The 18,830-nt window shown below is 66.0% G+C and carries 17 protein-coding genes and 2 tRNA genes; 10 read left to right on the top strand and 9 right to left on the bottom strand.

All coding sequences use genetic code 11. From position 1 onward, the window contains the following. Positions 1–15 precede the first annotated feature (15 nt). On the bottom strand, positions 16–1,065 hold the full coding sequence (locus P1X14_RS04450; RefSeq protein ID WP_277314113.1) for a 50S ribosomal protein L11 methyltransferase: 1,050 nt from the start codon (positions 1,063–1,065) through the stop codon (positions 16–18). An 87-nt stretch (positions 1,066–1,152) separates the two neighbouring features. On the opposite strand from P1X14_RS04450, the gene P1X14_RS04455 reads away from it, so the two are divergent. The 3 genes from P1X14_RS04455 to P1X14_RS04465 all read left to right on the top strand — a co-directional run bounded on the left by P1X14_RS04455 (position 1,153) and on the right by P1X14_RS04465 (position 3,345). Then, positions 1,153–2,529: a M20/M25/M40 family metallo-hydrolase gene (locus tag P1X14_RS04455; protein ID WP_277314114.1), complete on the top strand. Its 1,377-nt coding sequence runs from the start codon at positions 1,153–1,155 to the stop codon at positions 2,527–2,529. 190 nt (positions 2,530–2,719) lie between these two features. Further along, positions 2,720–2,905 carry a hypothetical protein gene (locus P1X14_RS04460; protein WP_277314115.1) on the top strand — a complete coding sequence of 62 codons (186 nt, stop codon included), beginning with the start codon at positions 2,720–2,722 and terminating at the stop codon, positions 2,903–2,905. Positions 2,906–3,147: 242 nt separating this feature from the next. Beyond that, positions 3,148–3,345, top strand: a complete 198-nt coding sequence (locus P1X14_RS04465) for a hypothetical protein (RefSeq protein ID WP_277314116.1) — start codon at positions 3,148–3,150, stop codon at positions 3,343–3,345. A 200-nt stretch (positions 3,346–3,545) separates the two neighbouring features. Here the strand turns inward: P1X14_RS04465 and P1X14_RS04470 are convergent, their stop codons facing one another. Genes P1X14_RS04470 through P1X14_RS04485 form a run of 4 tightly spaced genes read right to left on the bottom strand, consistent with a single transcriptional unit; the run spans position 3,546 to position 8,272 of the window. After that, positions 3,546–6,041, bottom strand: coding sequence for an ABC transporter permease (locus tag P1X14_RS04470; protein WP_277314117.1), 2,496 nt, complete (start codon positions 6,039–6,041; stop codon positions 3,546–3,548). A 40-nt stretch (positions 6,042–6,081) separates the two neighbouring features. Continuing rightward, positions 6,082–6,762: an ABC transporter ATP-binding protein gene (locus P1X14_RS04475; RefSeq protein ID WP_277314118.1), complete on the bottom strand. Its 681-nt coding sequence runs from the start codon at positions 6,760–6,762 to the stop codon at positions 6,082–6,084. A gap of 17 nt (positions 6,763–6,779) precedes the next feature. Beyond that, complete coding sequence (locus P1X14_RS04480; RefSeq protein ID WP_277314119.1) at positions 6,780–8,093, bottom strand: efflux RND transporter periplasmic adaptor subunit; 1,314 nt, start codon at positions 8,091–8,093, stop codon at positions 6,780–6,782. Beyond that, the gene (locus tag P1X14_RS04485; RefSeq protein WP_277314120.1) at positions 8,090–8,272 is read right to left on the bottom strand and encodes a hypothetical protein; all 183 of its coding nucleotides are present in this window, start codon (positions 8,270–8,272) and stop codon (positions 8,090–8,092) included. Before P1X14_RS04485 ends, P1X14_RS04480 begins: the two co-directional genes overlap by 4 nt. 189 nt (positions 8,273–8,461) lie before the next feature. Between P1X14_RS04485 and P1X14_RS04490 the strand changes: the two genes are divergently transcribed. Continuing rightward, a complete protein-coding gene (locus P1X14_RS04490) occupies positions 8,462–9,853 on the top strand; it encodes a sigma-54 dependent transcriptional regulator (protein WP_277314121.1) in 1,392 nt (463 codons plus the stop codon). Beyond that, the gene (locus tag P1X14_RS04495) at positions 9,843–11,159 is read left to right on the top strand and encodes an ATP-binding protein (protein ID WP_277314122.1); all 1,317 of its coding nucleotides are present in this window, start codon (positions 9,843–9,845) and stop codon (positions 11,157–11,159) included. Before P1X14_RS04490 ends, P1X14_RS04495 begins: the two co-directional genes overlap by 11 nt. Before the next feature lie 7 nt (positions 11,160–11,166). On the opposite strand, the gene P1X14_RS04500 is transcribed toward P1X14_RS04495, so the two are convergent. Beyond that, a tRNA-Pro gene (locus P1X14_RS04500) sits at positions 11,167–11,243 on the bottom strand. Positions 11,244–11,335: 92 nt separating this feature from the next. Here P1X14_RS04500 and P1X14_RS04505 point away from each other — a divergent pair. Next, positions 11,336–11,412: transfer RNA gene (locus P1X14_RS04505), tRNA-Ile, on the top strand. Here P1X14_RS04505 and P1X14_RS04510 read toward each other — a convergent pair. Both P1X14_RS04510 and P1X14_RS04515 read right to left on the bottom strand, forming a co-directional pair. Beyond that, entirely contained in the window at positions 11,391–12,377 is a 987-nt protein-coding gene (locus P1X14_RS04510; RefSeq protein WP_277314123.1) for a WalW protein, read from the bottom strand. The genes P1X14_RS04505 and P1X14_RS04510 overlap by 22 nt on opposite strands. 50 nt (positions 12,378–12,427) lie before the next feature. Then, a complete protein-coding gene (locus P1X14_RS04515) occupies positions 12,428–14,662 on the bottom strand; it encodes a histidine kinase dimerization/phospho-acceptor domain-containing protein (protein ID WP_277314124.1) in 2,235 nt (744 codons plus the stop codon). Between the two features lie 269 nt (positions 14,663–14,931). Between P1X14_RS04515 and P1X14_RS04520 the strand changes: the two genes are divergently transcribed. Beyond that, positions 14,932–15,396 (top strand): Lrp/AsnC family transcriptional regulator, encoded by a 465-nt coding sequence (locus P1X14_RS04520; RefSeq protein WP_277314125.1) that lies wholly within the window; start codon positions 14,932–14,934, stop codon positions 15,394–15,396. Positions 15,397–15,452: 56 nt separating this feature from the next. Here the strand turns inward: P1X14_RS04520 and P1X14_RS04525 are convergent, their stop codons facing one another. Beyond that, positions 15,453–16,715 (bottom strand): hypothetical protein, encoded by a 1,263-nt coding sequence (locus P1X14_RS04525; protein ID WP_277314126.1) that lies wholly within the window; start codon positions 16,713–16,715, stop codon positions 15,453–15,455. A gap of 199 nt (positions 16,716–16,914) precedes the next feature. Here P1X14_RS04525 and P1X14_RS04530 point away from each other — a divergent pair, with 199 nt between their 5' ends. The 3 genes from P1X14_RS04530 to P1X14_RS04540 are packed head-to-tail and all read left to right on the top strand — an operon-like array spanning position 16,915 to position 18,776. After that, positions 16,915–17,532: a hypothetical protein gene (locus P1X14_RS04530; RefSeq protein ID WP_277314127.1), complete on the top strand. Its 618-nt coding sequence runs from the start codon at positions 16,915–16,917 to the stop codon at positions 17,530–17,532. A 24-nt stretch (positions 17,533–17,556) separates the two neighbouring features. Continuing rightward, positions 17,557–18,159: a hypothetical protein gene (locus P1X14_RS04535; RefSeq protein WP_277314128.1), complete on the top strand. Its 603-nt coding sequence runs from the start codon at positions 17,557–17,559 to the stop codon at positions 18,157–18,159. A 14-nt stretch (positions 18,160–18,173) separates the two neighbouring features. Beyond that, positions 18,174–18,776: a hypothetical protein gene (locus P1X14_RS04540; protein ID WP_277314129.1), complete on the top strand. Its 603-nt coding sequence runs from the start codon at positions 18,174–18,176 to the stop codon at positions 18,774–18,776. Positions 18,777–18,830 lie beyond the last annotated feature (54 nt).

Below are 18,830 nucleotides of genomic sequence, written 5' to 3' on the forward strand. Positions count from 1 at the left end.
CGGCGGACGAGGCCGCTAGTCGGACCAGATCGTCAGATTGCGGCAATCATGATCGCCATGGACCCGAATGATCTGCCCCGGCGCGGTCTCGATCGCTTGCGCGAAGCTATAGTAAAGCGGCGACCAGCAGGCCGTGGCACGCGGTGCGGGTGCGTTCTCGTAATCGGTCTCGCCATCCATCGCGAGCGCGATCCACTGGATCACGCCGGTCACGCGTCCGCCGGTCGAGCGGCATTCGACCGAGGCGGCGTCGGGCTTGAGCGCGGTGCCGGAGAAATCGAAGTGGAACAGGTCCGCGGAATCGCTGCGCAGCGCGATGCGGGTCGCGCCGGGATGGATCGGTCGCACCTGCGGCGCCAGCCGGTTGAAGGCGGACAGATCGAACCCGTCGATCTCGCCCAGCTTCGTCCCGCCATCCTGCATGTCTTCCATCAGCGCGACGCGCATCGTGCCGCGTGCGGGTATCGCCGGTGCGCCGGGAACGAGCAGATCACGCGCCGCACGTTCGTGCGCGGGCAGCACCATCTGGCCGATCATGTCGTTGCTGATGATCTCCGACACCAGCAGGTCGGCGCGGTTGCCACCCAGATCGGTGGCGAGATCGAGCGCATCCGAATGCTTCGAGATCACGCGGATGCGGTCGGCATAGCCGTTGCGGGCGATATTCTCGCGCGCGGCCTCGGCGATGGCCGGGTTCATCTCGCAGGTGATGACTTCCGCGGCCCCTGCCCGCGCCGCCATCATCGCAAGGATGCCGGTGCCGGTGCCGATTTCGAGCACGCGCATGCCGGGTTTCACCGCGCGGCGGATCGCGGCGTCATAGGCGGCGTTGCGCACATGATCCCGCACGATGCCGAAATGCCATTCGGGCACGCCCTCCCCCAGAAAACGGCGGATTTCGCCGCGCAGCCTGGCATCGGCACCCGCCATCGCCTCGCCGCACAGCGCCACCGCACGCGTCTCCATGCCCGACCGGCGCATCAGCGTGGCAACACGGTACAAGGCGGCGGGATTGCCCTGCGCCTGGACGAGAAGGGCTTCGATGGCTTCGGGGCGCGGCGTCATGGGCGGCACTAGTGGCAGTTCGGCGTGCCGCCGCCAAGCGGCAGATGCCGATTGGCAAATCCGGCCCGGAAGGATAGCCATGCCGCCATGCGTAGCCTCCCCCTGCTCGCGGCCATCGCCGCCTTCGCCCTGCCCGCTTCAGCCCTTGCCCAGACCTCGCCCGCCGAGCTGCGCGATGCCGCGCTGAAGGACAATTATGCCTGGGACATCACCGAAGGGCTGACCACCGAGATCGGCCCGCGCCTTGCCGGCACCGAAGCCGAGGCCCGCGCCCGCGCCTGGGCGGTGGAGAAGCTGAAGGCGATGGGTTTCCAGAATGTCCGGATCGAGACGTACATGATGCCGGTGTGGGTGCGCGGTGAAGAGAAGGCCGAGATCGTCTCGCCTTTCCCCCAGCCGCTGATCCTCACTGCGCTCGGCAATTCGGGATCGACCGGCGCCAAGCCGCTGGAGGCCGAGATCGTCTATTTTCCGACGCTGGCCGATCTGCAGGCGGCGCCCGAAGGGAGCCTGAAGGGCAAGATCGCCTTCGTCAGCCACTCGATGCACGCCACGCAGGACGGTTCGTCCTACGGCCCCTATGGGCAGGCACGCCGCACCGGCCCCGGAATCGCGGCACAAAAGGGTGCAGTCGCGATCGTCATCCGCTCGATCGGCACCGACTATCACCGCAATCCGCATGCCGGCGGCACCAGCTGGCCCGAGGGCGTGAAGCCGATCCCGGCCGCCGCGCTCTCGATCCCTGATTCGGAACAACTCGAGCGTGTGCTGAAGCGCGGCCAGCCGGTGCGTATCCGCCTGACGCTCACCCCGCAGTTCGTCGGCCAGCGCGAATCGGGCAATGTCATCGCCGAAGTGCCGGGCAGCGATCCCGATGCGGGCATCATCCTGATCGGCGGCCATCTCGACAGCTGGGATCTGGGCACCGGTGCGTTCGACGATGCCGCGGGCGTGGCGATCACCGCCGCCGCCGCCAAGCGGGTGATGGATTCCGGCCAGCCGCGCCGCACGATTCGCGTCGTATGGTTCGGTGCCGAGGAAGTCGGCATCTTCGGCGGCAAGGCCTATGCCGAAGCGCACAAGGGCGACAAGCATGTGCTGGCCGCCGAATCCGATTTCGGCGCCGACCGGATCTGGAAGTTCGACGTGAACCTGCCGGCAAGCGCGGCGCCGATCGCGGACCGGCTGGCGGTGGCGCTGGCCCCGCTGGGCATCACCCGCGGCCGCGACATTGCCGGCGACGGCGCCGATGTCGGCCCGATCATGAAGCTGGGCGTCGCCGCGGTCGATCTGGCGCAGGACGGCACCCGCTATTTCGACCTGCACCACACGCCCGACGACACGCTGGACAAGATCGATCCTGAGCAGTTGCGGCAAAATGTCGCGGCCTGGACCGCGATGCTGGCGATCGTCGCGAATGCGCCCGAGGAGATCGGACCGGTGCCCCCGCGCCCCGGTCTTTAGAGGGGATTGACGGTCGTCCGGCGGATTCCAAGGCAGACTCATGTCTCAATTTGGGCAGAATTATGTCCAATTCTGCCTGTTCGGCTCAATTTACGATTGACCCTATGGCGCGGTGCGGTATGCAATCACCCGTCACGCCATGGGGTTTAGCCTCGGGGGGGGTGACTGGGTTTGCATTGGGAGCAATGAAATGAAGAAGATCCTCATCGTAGCGGCCTCGGCCGGCCTGCTGTCGCTCGCTGCTTGCGGCGGCGCCACCAACACCACCGAGAACGCCACCGTCGAAGCCAACGTTTCCGACTACACCAACACCGTCGAGAACACCGAGCTTCCGGTCGAGAACGTCGTCGAAGAGAACGTCTCGAACGCGATGTAATCTCCTTCCCGCGCGCCTGGCGCCGGGAACGATCAAGGGGCGTCCTTCGGGGCGCCCCTTTTGCGTTGGAAAGCCTTTATTTTGCAATGCGGAAGACCCAGTTTGCGACGACCCGAAGGGCGCGCCGCATTCCGGCCATCGAATTGCAATTGACGCAGGCGTAACGACCGTTATTGCATCGATCTTCGCGTCGGCATTCGGGCCGGCCGCGAAACTTGAACGTTTCCATTGGGAGCAATGAAATGAAGAAGGTCCTCATTGTTGCTGCTGCCGCCGGCCTGATGACTCTCGCCGCCTGCCAGCCGACCGCCAACAACACCACCGTCGTCGAGAACACTGTTGTCGAGAACGTCGTCGATATCGACGTCACCTCGAACACCGTTGTCGACAACGCTGCTGCACCGGTCGAAGCGAACGTGGTGGAAGCCAACACGCTCTGATTTTGCATTCCGGTCCTTCCGGGCCGGAACAGCGATACGAGAAGGGCGCCCCCGCGGGGGCGCCCTTTTTGTTTGTCCGGAGTTTGTGACACAATGAAACCGTCCGGGATTCGCCAACCGAGGCAGGTGGCGCGGCAAATCCCGGACGGCAGGACGATGGGCGGGAGATAGGGGCCTCCCGCCCATCGGCTTCTCAAGCGTTATTCGTAGCGCAGCGCGTTGATCGGATTGGCGCGTGCCACGCGGAAGGCATGCGCGCCGATCGTGCCGACCGCGATCGCCAGCGCCAGCAGCCCGGCGAACAGGAATGGCGCCGGCCCCAGCCCGATCCGCGCATCGAAGCCGTTGAGCCAGTCGCGCATCACCCACCAGGCGACCGGCCATGCGATGATGTTGGCGATCACCACCGGCTTCGAGAATTGCCACACCAGCAGTTTCACGATGTCCGAGGTGCGTGCGCCCAGCACCTTGCGCACACCGATCTCCTTGGTGCGGCGCTCGGCGGTGAAGGCAGCGAGACCGAACAGGCCGAGACAGGCAACGATCACCGCCAGCACCGCGAACCCGGCAAAGCTCTTCGCTCGCGCATCCTCTGCCCGATAGAGTTCGAGCATGATGTCGTCGCTGAACTTGGCGTTGAACGGCACGTCGTTGACCACGCCCTTCCACATGGCCTCCATCCGCGAGCGGAGCTGGGCCGGATCGCCATCGAAGCGGACCATCATGTAGCTCTGCCCGTCGCGGGTGGAGTAGAAGAACAGCGGATCGAGCGGATCGCGGATCGAGCGGAAGCGGGCATCCTTGGTCACGCCGATAATGGTGATCGGCAACAGGCCGATGCTGTTGTCGAGCATCGAAGCGCGCAGCGTCTTGCCTACGGCTTCCTGCGGCGTCTTGAAGCCAAGCCGCTTGGCCGCCAGCTCATTGACCACCACGTTGGCGCCACGCTTCTGCAGCTCGCGCTCGACCTCGAGATTCTGCGGATAGGGCCGCGTCATGTCGTCCACCGGGCGATCGTCGAACCAGCGGCCCGCGACCAGTTCCAGGCCCATCGCGTCCTTCAGGCCGGGATCGGCGGCATAATTGCCGATCGAGACCGGATCGGCCTGGCCGGGCACCATCACGCCGGTATTATTGTTGTTGGGCGTGGCGATGCCGATATCGGTGCGGCCGACCGCCTTCACGCCGGGGATACGGCGGGCCTGCGCAACCAGCGTCTCGCCCTTGCCCAGCACGACATAACGGCTCAACTCGTCCACCTGAAGCAGGTGGTCGCGCTTGTACCCGGGATCGGCGGTACGGGCGTAGACGGTCTGGCCGAAGATCACTGCAGTGCAGATGATCAGCCCGATCGACACCGCGAACTGGCCGATCACCAGCACGTTGCGCAGCACGCCGGTGCCCGATGCCTCGGCCGCCGACTTGTTGGCCTTGAGCACCGTCGCCGGCTGGAAGCGCGAGAGGAAGAATGCCGGATAGATGCCGCTGAGCACGCCAACCGCGAGCATCAGGCCGATCACCGGCAACAGGATCCCGCCCGCGCCGAAATAATAGACGGGGATATCGGCCTCGAGGAACGCGGCGAGGCTGGGCATCAGCAATTCGACGAAGGTCAGCGCAATGATCATCGCGATCACCGAGATCAGCACCGATTCACCGATGAACTGGAAGATCAGCTGGCGCCGCGTCGCGCCCAGCACCTTGCGCAGCGCCACTTCGCGGGCACGCTGGCTGGCACGGGCGGTGGCGAGATTGGTGAAGTTCACGATCGCCATGCCCAGAATCAGCAGCGCGATGATCGCGAAGGTGATGATGGTGCGCTTGTCGTTACCCGGGGTCATCGCCCCGCCCTGCGCCTCGCCCAGATGGATGTCGGCCACATTGACCAGCTTCCAGTCCTGCTCGCGGCCGGCATCGAACCGCGCATCGCCGTTCATCTCGATCGGGATGTTGCGCTTCTCCCAGGCGGGGAACTGGGCCTCCATCGCCTTGGTATCGGTGCCGGGCTTCAGCTTCGCCCAGATCCAGCCATTCTGGCAGCCCCAGCATTGCAGGTTGCGCAGATTATCCGCGTAATAGGCTTCGAAATCGAGCCGCGCGATCGTGTTGATCTTCAGGTGCGAGTTCTTTGGAATGTCGCGCAGCACGCCGGTGATGCGGAAATCGCGCGTCTTGCCGCGGCTGATCACGCTCATCGTGCGCCCGACGACATTGTCGGTGCCGAAACGGCGCACCGCCTCGGATTGGGTCAGAACCACCGTGTTGGGCTGGCTGAGCGCATTCGCCGATCCATGGAGCAGCGGCAGCGGCACCACGCTCAGGAAATCGCCATTGGTGTAGAGGAAGTCCTCCAGCGTCACGACCTGGCCATTGTCGCGGAACACCGGCGTGGTGTTCATCGCATAGACCCAGTTCTCGATCTGCGGGAAATCCTTCTTCATCGCCGCACCGGTGGGATAGGGCGTCATCTGAAGCTCGGGATCGCCGCCGGTCTGCTCGCCCTGATACCAGCTCTGGATCTGGTAGACATTCTCGCCATTCGGCAGCCACTTGTCGTAGCTGAACTCGTAGCGGACGAAGAGCAGGATCATCAGGCACGCGGCCATGCCGATCGCCAGCCCGAGGATGTTGATCAGCGCATAGGTGCGGTTCTTCATCAGCGCCCGCACGCCCACGACCAGATAATTGCGCAACATGGGTCTATTCCTTCCCTGAACCTTGGCCTCTTTCCGGGCCTCAAGCCGCGCGGCGGCGTTCCTGCAGGATGCGGCCATCGAGCATGTTGACGACGCGGGTCGCGTAGTCGGCATGGCTCGGCGAGTGGGTGACCATCACGATGGTCGATCCCTCCGCGTTCAATTGCTGGATCATCTTCATCACTTCCTCGCCATGCTGGGTATCGAGGTTGCCGGTCGGTTCGTCGGCAAGGATCAGCTTCGGCTCGGCGACCAGCGCGCGGGCGACCGCGACGCGCTGCTGCTGCCCGCCCGAAAGCTGGCTGGGGCGATGCTTGGCGCGATGGGCGATGCCGACGCGATCCATCACCTCGTCAGCACGGCGCTTGCGCTCGGACGCGGACACGTCGTGATAGAGCAAGGCCAGCTCGACATTCTCGCGGACCGAGAGCTCGTCGACCAGATTGAAGCTCTGGAAGATGAAGCCGATATTCGCCTTTCGCGTGTTCGAGAGTTTGCTCTCGCTCAACCCCGCGACTTCCTGACCGTTGAACACGTAAGAGCCGCTGGACGGGCTATCGAGCATGCCGATCAGGTTGAGCAGCGTCGATTTGCCGCAGCCCGAAGGCCCCATGATCGCGACGAATTCGCCCTGCTCGATATCGAGATCGATCGCGTCGATCGCCGTCGTCTCGACCATGTCGGTGCGGTAGACCCGCGAGAGATTGCGCATGTGAAGCATCTGGTTTCCTCCGTGGATCAGCTGGTGGTCAGGTCGAGCCGATCCTTGTCGGCGAACCCGGTATAGGGGCTGGTGATCACGCGCTCGCCGGGATCGAGCCCGTCGAGCACTTCGATGAAATCGGTGTTGCGGCGGCCGAGCCGGACCTGGCGCTTCACCGCGCTGCGGCCGTCGGGCGAGACGACGAACACCCAGGCGCCGCCGGTCTCGTTGTAGAAGGCGCCATTGGGGATCAGCCGCGCCGGGGCGGGATCGCCCAGCGTGAGCTTCGCCTGCAGCGTCTGGCCGCGCTGGAGGTTCGTGGGCTCCTCACCGACAAACTGCAGGTCGACCTCGAACTGGCCGTTCTGCACCTGCGGATAGATCTTGGTGACCTTCACCGCATAATTCTTCCCGCCGAACTCGACCTGCGCCTGCTGGCCGACACGGACGCGACCGAGATAGAATTCATCGACCCCGGCGATCAGCTTGTTGCGGCCCGGCGAATCGATCTGGCCGACGCGCTGGCCACGCTGAAGCGACTGGCCGACCTGCACCGAGAAGCCCGAGAGCTTGCCCGCAACCGGGGCGCGCAGCTGGAGCGCATCGAGATTGGCGCGCGCGATGGTGAGCCCCGATCGCATCGATTTGGCCGCCTGTTGCTGCTGCGAATATTGGCTGCCCTGAAGCCGCTCGTCGCTGGCCTGCCCACGCTGGAGCGCGGCAAGGCGGCGGCGCTGATAGGCATATTCGTCCTCGGTATCGGCGAACTGCTTGCCCGAGACGAAGCCACGCTGCGCCAGCGGCTTTTCGCGCTCGTACTGGCGGCGCGAGCGCTGCACCGCGAGTTCGGCCTCGAGGATCGCGCGCTCGTTGGCGAGGCGCGTCTGGGCGAGCAGCAATTCCTGGCTGCGCATATTGTTGATCTGTTGCTCGACCTCGGTCTGGCGGGCGAGCGTGGAGAGCTGAAGCTCGGCGTTGGAGAGCACCGCGATCGGCTGGCCCTTCTCGACGGTGGCGCCGTCCTCGACCAGCATCGTCTCGACCCGGCCGCCTTCGACGGCATCGATATAAACGGTGAGCAGCGGCGTGACGCGGGCGCGCAGCGGGATGAAATCGTCGAAATTGCCCTGACGGACCTCGGACACGATCATGCGGCGTGCATCGACGGTCTGGCTGCCGCTGCCCGGCGCGAACCAGAAAAAGGCCGCCGCGATCATCAGGATCAGGATCGCGCCCGCACCGATCTTCCACGTCAGCGGGATCGTGCGGCGCGCGACGACCTTGTCCATGCCGCTGCCGGACACCGCGCCGCTCGTCTCGGCCTGACGCTTGAGGTTGAGCACGCTCATGCCAGCAGGCCCCCGCAACTGTCCGATTTCGAACAGGACTGTCCGATATCGAACGCGATCCGGACGAATGCTGCGGTCAGTTCGAACTTCACGCCATGATTGGTCACTGCGAGCTGAAGCCCCGCCGATTGCGTGCTGAACGACATGGCGGCGAGGAGCGCGGCCGCCAGCAGCAGCACCGTCCTTCCCCAGATTCTGATGTTCTGTCCGCTCTGCATGGTCTTCCTCCGCAGCCACCTGCATGCTGTCGGGAAGGATAAAAGCAGGAGCCGTGCCAAACGCGGTTTTGGAGGGAAGCCGGAGGTTCGCGCCGGTCTGGCACGCAATTTGATTGTCCGGAAACGGACAGAGTCTGTACGGGAGCGGACATGAGCGGGCCGGAATTCGATCTATGCGTGGTCGTCGACGACGATGACGACATCCTTCTGGCGGCGCGCCTGCTGCTGAAGACGCTGTTCGCCGAGGTGCTGACTGCGCGTTCGCCCGACGAGGCGATGGCGGCGATGGGGCGGCGGGTGCCCGACGTGGTGCTGCTCGACGCGAACTTCGCCCGCGGCGCGACCGATGCACGTGAGGGGCTGGCCTGGCTCGCGCGATTGCTGGCGCGCGATCCGGCCATGGCGGTGGTGATGATCACCGCCCATGCCGGGGTGCAGATCGCGGTCGAGGCGATGAAGCATGGCGCGACCGATTTCGTCGCCAAGCCCTGGTCGAACGAGCGGCTGCTGGCGACCGTCCGTACCGCCGCGACCCTGCGCCGCTCGCGCGGAGCAGTAGCGACCGAACGGGCCAAGCTGGTGGTGGCCAGCGCCGCGCCGGGCGACGGTCCTCCCCTGCTCGGCAATTCGCCGGCGATGGCGCGGGTCCATTCGCTGATCGAGCGCGCCGGGCCGACCGACGCGAACGTGCTGATCCTGGGCGAGAACGGCACCGGCAAGGAACTGGTCGCCCGCGCGCTGCACCGCCACTCGCTGCGCGCCGAAAAGCCGATGCTGACCGTCGATCTGGGCGCGGTGTCGCAGGACCTGATCGATTCCGAACTGTTCGGCCATGTGAAGGGCGCCTTCACCGATGCGCGCAGCGACCGGATCGGGCGGGTTCAGGCGGCCGACGGCGGGACGTTGTTCCTCGACGAAGTCGGCAATTTACCGCTGCACCTCCAGCCCAAATTGCTGACTGTGCTGGAACAGCGCCGGGTGACGCCGGTGGGCGCGAACAAGTCCGTGCCAGTGGATATCCGCGTGATCGCCGCGACCAACCTGTCGCACGGCCGGCTGAACGACGAGAGCCATTTCCGGCAGGATCTGCTTTTCCGCCTCAACACCGTAGAGATCGTGCTGCCACCGCTGCGCGAGCGCCGCGAGGACGTGCCCGAACTGGTCACCCATTTCCTCGAACATTATGCCCGGCGCTACGACCGCGAGACCCCTCGCCTGTCTACCGCCGCGTTGGCGGCGCTGACCGCGCATGACTGGCCGGGCAATGTCCGCGCGCTGCGGCATGCGGTCGAGCGCGCGGTGATCCTCGGGCGCGGCGGCGTGCTGGAAGCCGAGGATTTCTCGCTGAGTGCGGGTGGCCCCCGCGTGGCGCAGGAAGCCGTGGTCGCGGCCGAACGCGACGACCTGAACCTCGACCGGGTGGAGAGGAAGCTGGTCGAAGCCGCGCTGACCAAGCACGGCTACAACATCTCGCTCGCCGCAAACGAACTGGGGCTGTCGCGCGCCGCGCTCTACCGCCGCATGGAAAAACATGGGTTATAACTTCACCATCCGGCTGCTGCTCCGGCTGGTGCTGGTGCAGATTGCGCTGATCGGCTTTGCCTGGGCGCTGACCACCCCGGGCCTGGGCGCGACGCGGATCATTGCCGGGATGATCGCGGCAGGCGCCTGCTGGCTGTTGTGGAGCCATGTCCAGCGCACCAATTTCGAAGTCGCCCGCTTCGTCGAGGCGCTGCGCTTCGGCGACTATTCGGTGCATTTCGATCGCGGCGCCGGTTCGGGCTTCGAAGCGATGGGCCAGGCATTCGATTCGGCGATCCACAAGCTGCGTGACGAGCGGCGGACCGCCAGCGACGAGCTCGGCTTCCTCGAGGCGCTGGTCAACGACACGCCGGTGCCGCTGCTGACGCTGGGCGACGAGGGCCGCATCGCGCTGGCCAACAAGGCGGCGCGGCGGCTGTTCACCGAACATCAGGGCATGACGCCCGAGGATTTCCGCATCTATGGCGCCACCTTCGCCAGCCGGCTCGATCTGGATGCGCCGCTGCGCGAGGAAGTGCTGATCCTGACGCTGAATGGCCGCGCCAAGCGCGCGATCGTGCGTTCGGCGGCACTGACCCGGCTGAGCGGCCGCGCCCGCGTGGTGATCGTCCAGCCGATCCAGGAAACGCTCAACGCAGTCGAGATGGCGGCCCAGACCGACCTGGTGCGGGTGCTGACGCATGAGATCCTCAACTCGCTGACCCCCGTCACGTCGCTCGCCGCGACCACATCGACCCTGCTCTCGCAGATCGAGGATCCGCGGCTCGACGATGCGCGGATCGCCGTCTCGACGCTGGAACGCCGCGCCGAGGGGCTGGCGCGCTTCATCAACAGCTATCGCAAGGTGGCGAGCGAACCCGTGATCGAACGCCGCAAGTTCGAGGCAGCGCCGTTCGCGGCCGAAATGGCGCGGCTGTTCAAGGCCGAGCGACCGGACGTGGTGCTGGATCTGATCCTCGAACCCTCGGTGTTCGCGGTGGATGCCGATCCGGACCTGCTGGCACAGGCACTGATCAATCTGCTGCGCAATGCGGGCGAAGCCGCATCTGGCCATTCGGATGCGCCGAAGGTGCTGCTGGAACTGCGCCGGCTGACGAGCGGCGAAGTCGCCATCGCGGTCGGCGATAACGGCCCCGGCGTGCCCGAGGCCCTGCGCCGCGACGTGTTCCTCCCCTTCTTCACCACCCGCGCAACCGGCACCGGCGTAGGCCTGAACCTGGTCCGCCAGATCGTGTTCGCGCATGGCGGCACCATCGAACTGAAGGACGACGCACTGGGCGGCGCGCGGTTCGAGATATTGATCTGAAGGAAAATGGTCGGGGAGACAGGATTCGAACCTGCGACATCCTGCTCCCAAAGCAGGCGCGCTACCGGACTGCGCCACTCCCCGACGCGGACAGCGCGCTTAGACCAGAAAATCGGGCGCGCATAGCGTCTCTTGCGGCAGGCCCCGCGCATCCGCTATCGCCGCGTCTCGCTGGGGGGCCTGTAGCTCAATTGGTTAGAGCTGGCCGCTCATAACGGCTAGGTTGCGGGTTCAAGTCCTGCCGGGCCCACCAGCGGCATCCAGCACCTCCGCCAGCGATGCGGGACGCACGCCGCGCGAATCGAGCAGGTCGAACACCGCATCCCACCAGCGGAAGAACACCGCCAGGCCCGCCGCGTCGCGCACATAGGGCGTGCGGCCGGGATCGACCGATGGCGAGTGGAACGAGAAGTTGAGCACGCGCAGCCCCTCGCCCAGCGCGACGCGGACCGCCTCCAGCGCTTCGTGCTGGGGCATGTCCTCGGGCGTCAGCGACACGCGCGAGAACAGGCCCAGCCGCGAAGCGATGCCGCGGCCATGGGAGATACCGCTCAGGCCGCGGTAGAGCCCCGCCCCGCCAGCGCGGAGCAGGCCGGTATTCACGGTGGTGAAGGGCAGTTCGATCAACTCGCCCAGCCGGAATGCGTGATTCGGGATCGCGGAGAAATCGGGACCCCGCTCGGACGAATAGTCGTAGCCCGAGCGCATCGAGCTATCGAGCCGATAGCCTTCCGCCGCCAGCAGCGCGGCGGTGTCGGGTCCGATGCCGTAGCGCCCGGCACGATAGGCAAGCGGTCGCTCGCCGAATGCCGTGCCGATCGCTTCGGTCAGGACTCGAAGCTTTTCCGCCTGCAACGCCACCGGAAGATTGCCAGTGAAGCTGTTGGGACCGCTGACGGTTTCCTCGTGCGGCGGGTTCACCCAGGGGTGAAGCTGGGTGCCGACCGACGAGACGCCATCGGCGAGACAGGCCTTGAGGATATCCACCGATCGCGGGCAGGTCGCGATGGGGTGATCGATCATATAGTTGAGCGGCACGCCGCGTTCGGCGAATCGCCGGTGCGCATCGGGCAACGCGTTCATCGCCTCGGTCCCGCGTTCCGCGCGGTCGAGCGGTTTGGTCCAGTCGAATTCCTCTTCGGTATCGACGAACACGGTGAAGCGGGTGCCGAACTCGGCAGGCCATACGATCAGATCGTCAGGCAGCGGCGCGGGCACGCGATACCCTGCCCGGCCTTGCGGCCGGCTTGGCGTATCGCTCCCCATAATCAGCTCAGATGTGCCTGGCCCACCTGAGTGTTTACGGATGCCGGGAGGCGCAAAGTCAAGCTTTCCGGCTCGATCACCAGCGAACCGCCCAGTTCGCGCGACAGGTTGCGGGCGAGCCGCAACGCGAAACCGGTGCCGAGCAAGGTCGCGTCGCCAGCTTCGTCGTCGATGCCGAGCACCGAATCGCCGGGATAGTCGGACAGCGCCTTGGGCCGGTCGAGCGTGATCGCCACGACCTCGTCGGCATCGAGCGCCATGCGCACGCCGATGCGTTCGCCGGGGCCGCTGGCCGAGACGAGCGTGGCCATCAGCCGCGCCAGCAGCCGTTCGACCGCGCGCCGGTCTCCGGTGACCGACAGGTCGTCGATCGGCAGCGCGATGCCCGAACCGCGCAGCGCGGCAAGCTGGGCGAGATCGTCGGCGATGCCGGCCAGCACCGGGCGCAGCTTGATCGGCGCGGGCACCAGCGACAGTGCGGCACTGTCGATCCGCGCGGCGAGATCGAGATCGTCGATCGCACCGAGCAGTTCGCGCGCCTGGCCGCGGATCACCCCTGCCCGCTCGCGATAGGGATCGGAGACAGGACCCAGCATCTGCGTCTCGATCATCTCGGCAAAGCCGGCGATGGCGTTGGTCGGCGTGCGCAGTTCGTGGACGAGCTGGCGCAGCGAATCGGCGGGGGTCGCGGGCGGCACCATCCGAATCGGATCGGCGCGCTCGTCGATGCGCGGGCGGCGGGCGGTGCCGCGATAACCGGTAAAGCGGCCATTGGCCGGATCGAACACCGGAATGGCCGAGATCAGCCAGTCGCCCGATGCATCCGATTCGCCCTCGATCGCCATGCGCGCATTGGAGAAGCCCGCGCGGCGGCGGAACGCGCCCGCGGCCACACCATCGACGCTCGATCCGCCCGCGGGCGTCGCCTGCAGGTCGAGCGACAGGCCGACGATCGGTGCGCGGCTGACGCCGTCGACCCAGCGGACCACGCCCTTGGCATCGGTTTCGAAGCGGAACTGCTGGGCAGGTGCCATCGGCCGTGCGGGGCGCGTTTCGGTGCCCTCCTCACGGTCCTTCCAGAAGGAATCGAGCCGCGCCACGACTTCGGAGATCTGGAACGGTCCTTCGACCTGCTCCTCGCCATCGAGATCTGCAAATTCCTGAATTTGTTCGGGAATTGCGGCCAGCGGCGCTTCGGGTTCAAGAGTATCGGCGGAAGCCATCGCCGGTTCCTGAGCCGGTTCGGCGGCTTCCGCAATCGGCTGCTCGGGCGTCTCTGCCTCGACTGTCCCGGATTGGATCGGCACCGACTCCATAGTGGCCGGGATTGCCGCGACGATCGCCGGAGCGGCCAGCGAAGCCGCGACTCCGGCCAGTGCGACGAAGGACAGATCCTCTTCTACGGCAACCTGTTCGGGAACCACGGAAACCGGCGCTTCCTCGACCGGCGGCAGCACCGATTCGAGGCGCGCCAACAGCGCATCGACGGATTGGACCGGCGCCTGTACGGGTTCGGGAGCGGTGATCTCGGCAATATCCAAAGCGGATTCGATTTCTGCGGGTTCGACCGTTTCTTCGACCGTCTCCTCGACTTCGGCAACCGGTTCCGGCTCGGCTTCGACCGGGATTTCGACGAGTGGAGTTGCGACCACCGGTGCGGGCACCGATGCCGGCTCGGCAGGGCGGGCTGCGATCACATCGGTCCAGTCGATCAACTGCTCCGGCTCGGGCGCCTCGGCGACCGGCGCTTCCTCGACAGCGATTTCGTCGGCAATCGCGACTTCGGCGGGCACTTCCTCGACAACCGGTTCCGGCTCGGGCAGCGCGACTGGCATCACATCGTCGGACGGAACCTCGACGATCTCTTCGACCGCGACTTCCTCGATCTCCTTCACCGATTCGTCGGGCAGGACGAAATCGATCGGGCCATAAGTCTCCAGCGCGCGGCGGACCATCGGACTGAGATCGCGGCGATTTCGCAGCACAGCGCGGGCGGCGGGCGCGAGTTCGGGCAGCAACTGGACCCATTCGGTCGAGGTCAGCCGGGCGTTGCGCAGCACCGGCAGCGCCACCCGGATCTCGTCCAGCGCGAACAGGCGGACCAGCGGCGCGGGCGGGGTCGCATATTCCAGGCCGCGGGCGCTGGCGGCGCGCACCGAAGCGGGGATTTCGCCACGCAGGCGACGCAGCAGGGAGAGCGCACGGGGATCGGGATAGACGCGGCCGCGTCCAATCAAATCAACGAGTTGGCGCCAGGCAGACTGTTTGCCCACAGGCGTGCCGAGATCCCCCGCAAGTACCGTCTCGAGAGTATCGTCGAAGCGCAACCGGCCCACCCCTGTTGGCGCCTGAAACGCGCGCCGTAACGATTCCTTAACTCGTTGGGCGGGGTTGTGAACCTCCTCATTTCGGCACGTCGCAATGTGGGACAAATCCGTTGCGTTGTAATAATCTTATGCCTAACCCGGTGTCTCAGCACGATTGAAACCGGGAGTGGGCGCGCGAAATGCGATTTGACGAGATCGACATGCGTATTCTCGCGCTGCTTCAGGAAAATGGCCGCATGACCAATGTCGAGCTGGCGGAGCGCGTCGGGCTGACCGCGCCGCCCTGCCTGCGACGCGTCCGCGCGCTGGAGGAAGCCGGCGCAATCCAGGGATATCACGCCGCGCTGGAGCCCGCGCAGCTGGGCTATAACCTCACCGTGTTCGCGCTGGTCAGCCTGAAGAGCCAGGCCGAGAACGACCTGCGCGCGTTCGAGATGCTGGTCGCCGAAATTCCCGAAGTCCGCGAATGCCACATGCTCAACGGCGAGATCGACTTCATCCTGAAGATCGCCGCGACCGACCTGCCGGCGTTCCAGAACATGCTGACCACCCGGCTGACCACCGCGCCGAATGTGGAGCATGTGAAGACCAGCTTCACGATCCGCACGTCGAAGGCGCTGCCCGGGGTGCCGGTTTCGGCCTGACACGAAAAAGGGCGGCTCGCGGCCGCCCTTTCCCGTTTCTTCGACTGTCAGCCGGCTCAGGCGGTGAGCGGCGGCAGTTCCATCCACAGCAGCCAGAACTTCGCGATGTCGGTCAGTGCGCCGGCACCGGTAACCGCCTGAAACGCGGTCTTGGCTTCGTCCTTGCGGCCGAGATTGACCAGCGTGACGCCGCGATGGAGGTTCACTGCGTTGGTGTTGGCGCCGCCCTTGCTCAGTGCGGTGTCGTACAGTTCCAGCGCGCGGGCATAGTTGCCCGAGGCGAGATAGGCATCGGCCACATCCGAGAAGTCACGGCCCGTCTTCGCTGCCTTGGCGAGCGAATCGAGCGAACCTTCGTTCGCCGCTGCGGTCTTCGACGCGTTGTAGACGCGGTTGAAGTCGGCATCGTCCTTCGAGACCTTGCCGTTCTTCTGGCCGTCCTCGATCACCCAGATCGCTTCCCAGGGCAGGCCGCCGATCTGCGCCGCCGAGGCATATTCGAAATAGTCGTTGGTATCGGCGAGCGCGCCGGTGCCGCGCAGCAGGCGGTACAGGTTGATGCGCTCGACGCGATCCGGGTTCTGCTTGTCGGCGCCGTTGCGGTAATTGATGATCACCTGACGCCAGTTCGACACGGTCGGATAGTCGCGCAGGTGGCGCATCTGCCAGTCGGCAGTGGCGCTGCGATCGCCGGCCGCGGCGAGACGCGAGGTAACCCAGCGGTACCAGCTCTCGGGCGGCTTCTGGCCCTTGGCGCGCGAAGCCTCGATCGCCTTGCCCATTTCGATGACGCCCTGCGGGCGGCGATTGGTCTCGTCATAGATCTGCGCCAGCATCAGCGGCACATCGACTTCGTTGACACCCAGTTCGCGGGCCTTGAGCAAGAACGGCTCGGCAGGCGCGCGCTTGCCGGCTTCGAGCGACTGGAAGGTCGCCTGGCCGCGATAGAAATTATAGAGGCCGAGATTGGCGGCCGGGGTGCGCGGGCTGGCGAGCAGCACGTCAGCAGCGGCGATGATGCCGGGGCGCGACTGCTTGTGGATCTCGATCGGCATGCGCATCAGCGAGGTGAAGAACTTCTCGTCGTCGGTCTTCGCAACGGCTTCCGCCGCGGTCAGTTCACGCTCAGCCGTCGCCCAATCGCCAGCCTTCAGTGCAGCTTCCGCGGGAGCGGCATGCTTGCGGAACTCTTCGCTGACCTTCACCGGCGGCTGGCCCTGTGCCGGCTCTTCCTTCTTGTTGCGCTGCGCGGACGCGGGCATCGCGACAATGCCGAGCGCAACAGCCGAGGCGATCGCCAGCTTCGAAACCATCTTCATCTAAATTCTCTCCTGTACGGATCGCCGCTTCGTAGGGATCGGGCACCCTCTAAAGGCCTGTCCGCCCCCATTCAAGCGCACCGATGCACTCTGCGCGTGGCAGGCGTCCCGTTAACGTTCATTGAACGAATTCGGGTCCGCCCCGGCACTAGCGTGCGGCACGGATTGCGGCATAGGGTGCGCCGAAAGGGAATCGTCCATGTTGCTTCCGCTCGCCTTGCTTGCCCAGACACTTGCGCCCGCGCCCGATCCGGAAGCCGTAAAGGCCGCCCGCGCCTGTGCCGTCGCCGTGACCACCGTGACGCGCGGCGATCCCGGCAACGACATGACTGAAGTCTCGACGTTGCTCTATTATGTCAGCCACGCGGTAAAGGCCGAGGGCGGCAGCACGCCGTTCCTGTCGCGCATCTCCGAAGTGACCGACAGCCTGCGCAACGATCCCGTTCCCGCGCCGGAACAGGCCAAGGCGCTGATGGTGGAATGCGACCGCCGCTTCCCCCTCGCCCGCAAGACCGTTGCGCCGAAGCTGCCCGGCAGGCCGATCGACCGCGACCTGATGTGCTTCGCGGCGCTGGGCGTGCTGATGGGCGCAGCGCAGGGCAAGGCGGAAGACACCGGCGATTCGAGCGATGTCACGCGCTATCAGCCCGCATTCCAGGCCTATGCCGGGCGGCTGTCGCCCGACGTGCTGGGCAAAGCGGGCATTTCCGGCGAACCCGCGCTGATCGACGCGCTGGGCAAGCAGGTGGTGGCTTCGCTCGATCTCGGCAATTTCGAGACGATCGCGCGGAGCTGCATCGCCCAGTCGGGCAACTGAACCGGATCCGGGGGGACAATCACCATGCTGACCTTGTTGCTCGCGCTTTCGGCGCAAACCGCTGCCCTGTCCGCCGATACCGGCGAGGCCGCGCTCACTTGCGGCGCGGCGCTGCGCAAGTCTGCGACTACGATGTCGACCGAGATTTCGGTGCCGGCCATGTACCTCTCGATGCTGGCCACCAGCGTTCAGAAGAGCGACGGCACGTTCGCGGACCGGCTGCGCGCGAATAGCGGCGACATGTACCGCCGCTCTCAGGCCATGACCGGCGATCCAAAGCCGGTGATCGCCGAATGCCGCAAACGTTTCCCGAAGGCTTTCGCGCAGACGGCCACGCTGCCCGGCGATGCGTACGAGCGCGGCGCGATGTGCACCTTCGTCAGCGGCTCCTATTTCGGCCTAGCCAGCGAATCGGCGCGGGTGTCAGGCGACGATAGCGAGAAGAAGCGGGTCGAGGGACGGGTGCCCTTCTATGCCGACCTTATCAGCGACGCAGATTACAACGCACATGGCATCCGCACGGCGAACGATATCCCGCGTGAGTTCGGACGGGTCCTCACCGCATCGCTCGAGCACGGCAATGTACGGGCGATTTTCCAGGCCTGCGAAGCCGCCTATCCGGGCTGAACGGGACACCTGACATGCTTGCGACCATCCTGCTCGGCCTGACCGCCCAGACCGCCACGCTAGAGGCCGATTCGGCCAAGGCCGGCATGACCTGTGCGCGAGCGCATTATGCCATGACTTCGGTCTCGATACCCACGGGCAAGGACCGGTTCGCGTGGAGCGGGCGGATGGGCCTGTACACGATCATCGCCATGGAACCCGGGCGCGCGCCCGATGGCTTGATGATGCGGCTCTCCGCCCGCGCCGTCGAGACCGCCCAGTCGCTTCCCGATACGGAAGCCGCCGCCCAGTTGCTGCCGCAATGCGAGCGCCGCTTTGCGCGACCGGCGCGGCCGACCCTGCCGGCAAATGCGCTGGACCGCGATTTCATGTGCTTCGGCGTGCTCAATTTTTTCGCGGGCATGCTCCGCCGCTGGGAGGATCCGGGCGATCCCGACATCGCCGCTACCGAGGCCGCGCGACTCGCGTTTCAGGGGCGATTGAGGGGCGAGCGGATCGTTCCCGCGGGCTATCGGGACATGCGGACGATCCAGGCCAAGACGTCGCGCGAAATCGCCGCGTCGGCGGCGCTTGGCGACCCGTTCGCCATCGCCACCGCCTGCCGCGCGCTCCTGTAGGTCATCGCCCTGTCTCACGCGTACGCGTACGCGCGCACGCGAGGGTTGGCATGT

The organism is Sphingomonas sp. AOB5, assembly GCF_029433115.1.
Classification (GTDB): Bacteria; Pseudomonadota; Alphaproteobacteria; order Sphingomonadales; family Sphingomonadaceae; genus Sphingomonas.

Bases quoted from the DNA above. Each gene is read 5' to 3' on its own strand.
- P1X14_RS04525 (WP_277314126.1), bottom strand. From the start codon at position 16,715: ATGAAGATGGTTTCGAAGCTGGCGATCGCCTCGGCTGTTGCGCTCGGC.
- P1X14_RS04455 (WP_277314114.1), top strand. From the start codon at position 1,153: ATGCGTAGCCTCCCCCTGCTCGCGGCCATCGCCGCCTTCGCCCTGCCC.
- P1X14_RS04535 (WP_277314128.1), top strand. From the start codon at position 17,557: ATGCTGACCTTGTTGCTCGCGCTTTCGGCGCAAACCGCTGCCCTGTCC.
- P1X14_RS04520 (WP_277314125.1), top strand. From the start codon at position 14,932: ATGCGATTTGACGAGATCGACATGCGTATTCTCGCGCTGCTTCAGGAA.
- P1X14_RS04540 (WP_277314129.1), top strand. From the start codon at position 18,174: ATGCTTGCGACCATCCTGCTCGGCCTGACCGCCCAGACCGCCACGCTA.
- P1X14_RS04530 (WP_277314127.1), top strand. From the start codon at position 16,915: ATGTTGCTTCCGCTCGCCTTGCTTGCCCAGACACTTGCGCCCGCGCCC.
- P1X14_RS04450 (WP_277314113.1), bottom strand. From the start codon at position 1,065: ATGACGCCGCGCCCCGAAGCCATCGAAGCCCTTCTCGTCCAGGCGCAG.
- P1X14_RS04470 (WP_277314117.1), bottom strand. From the start codon at position 6,041: ATGTTGCGCAATTATCTGGTCGTGGGCGTGCGGGCGCTGATGAAGAAC.
- P1X14_RS04475 (WP_277314118.1), bottom strand. From the start codon at position 6,762: ATGCTTCACATGCGCAATCTCTCGCGGGTCTACCGCACCGACATGGTC.
- P1X14_RS04460 (WP_277314115.1), top strand. From the start codon at position 2,720: ATGAAGAAGATCCTCATCGTAGCGGCCTCGGCCGGCCTGCTGTCGCTC.
- P1X14_RS04480 (WP_277314119.1), bottom strand. From the start codon at position 8,093: ATGAGCGTGCTCAACCTCAAGCGTCAGGCCGAGACGAGCGGCGCGGTG.
- P1X14_RS04490 (WP_277314121.1), top strand. From the start codon at position 8,462: ATGAGCGGGCCGGAATTCGATCTATGCGTGGTCGTCGACGACGATGAC.
- P1X14_RS04465 (WP_277314116.1), top strand. From the start codon at position 3,148: ATGAAGAAGGTCCTCATTGTTGCTGCTGCCGCCGGCCTGATGACTCTC.
- P1X14_RS04495 (WP_277314122.1), top strand. From the start codon at position 9,843: ATGGGTTATAACTTCACCATCCGGCTGCTGCTCCGGCTGGTGCTGGTG.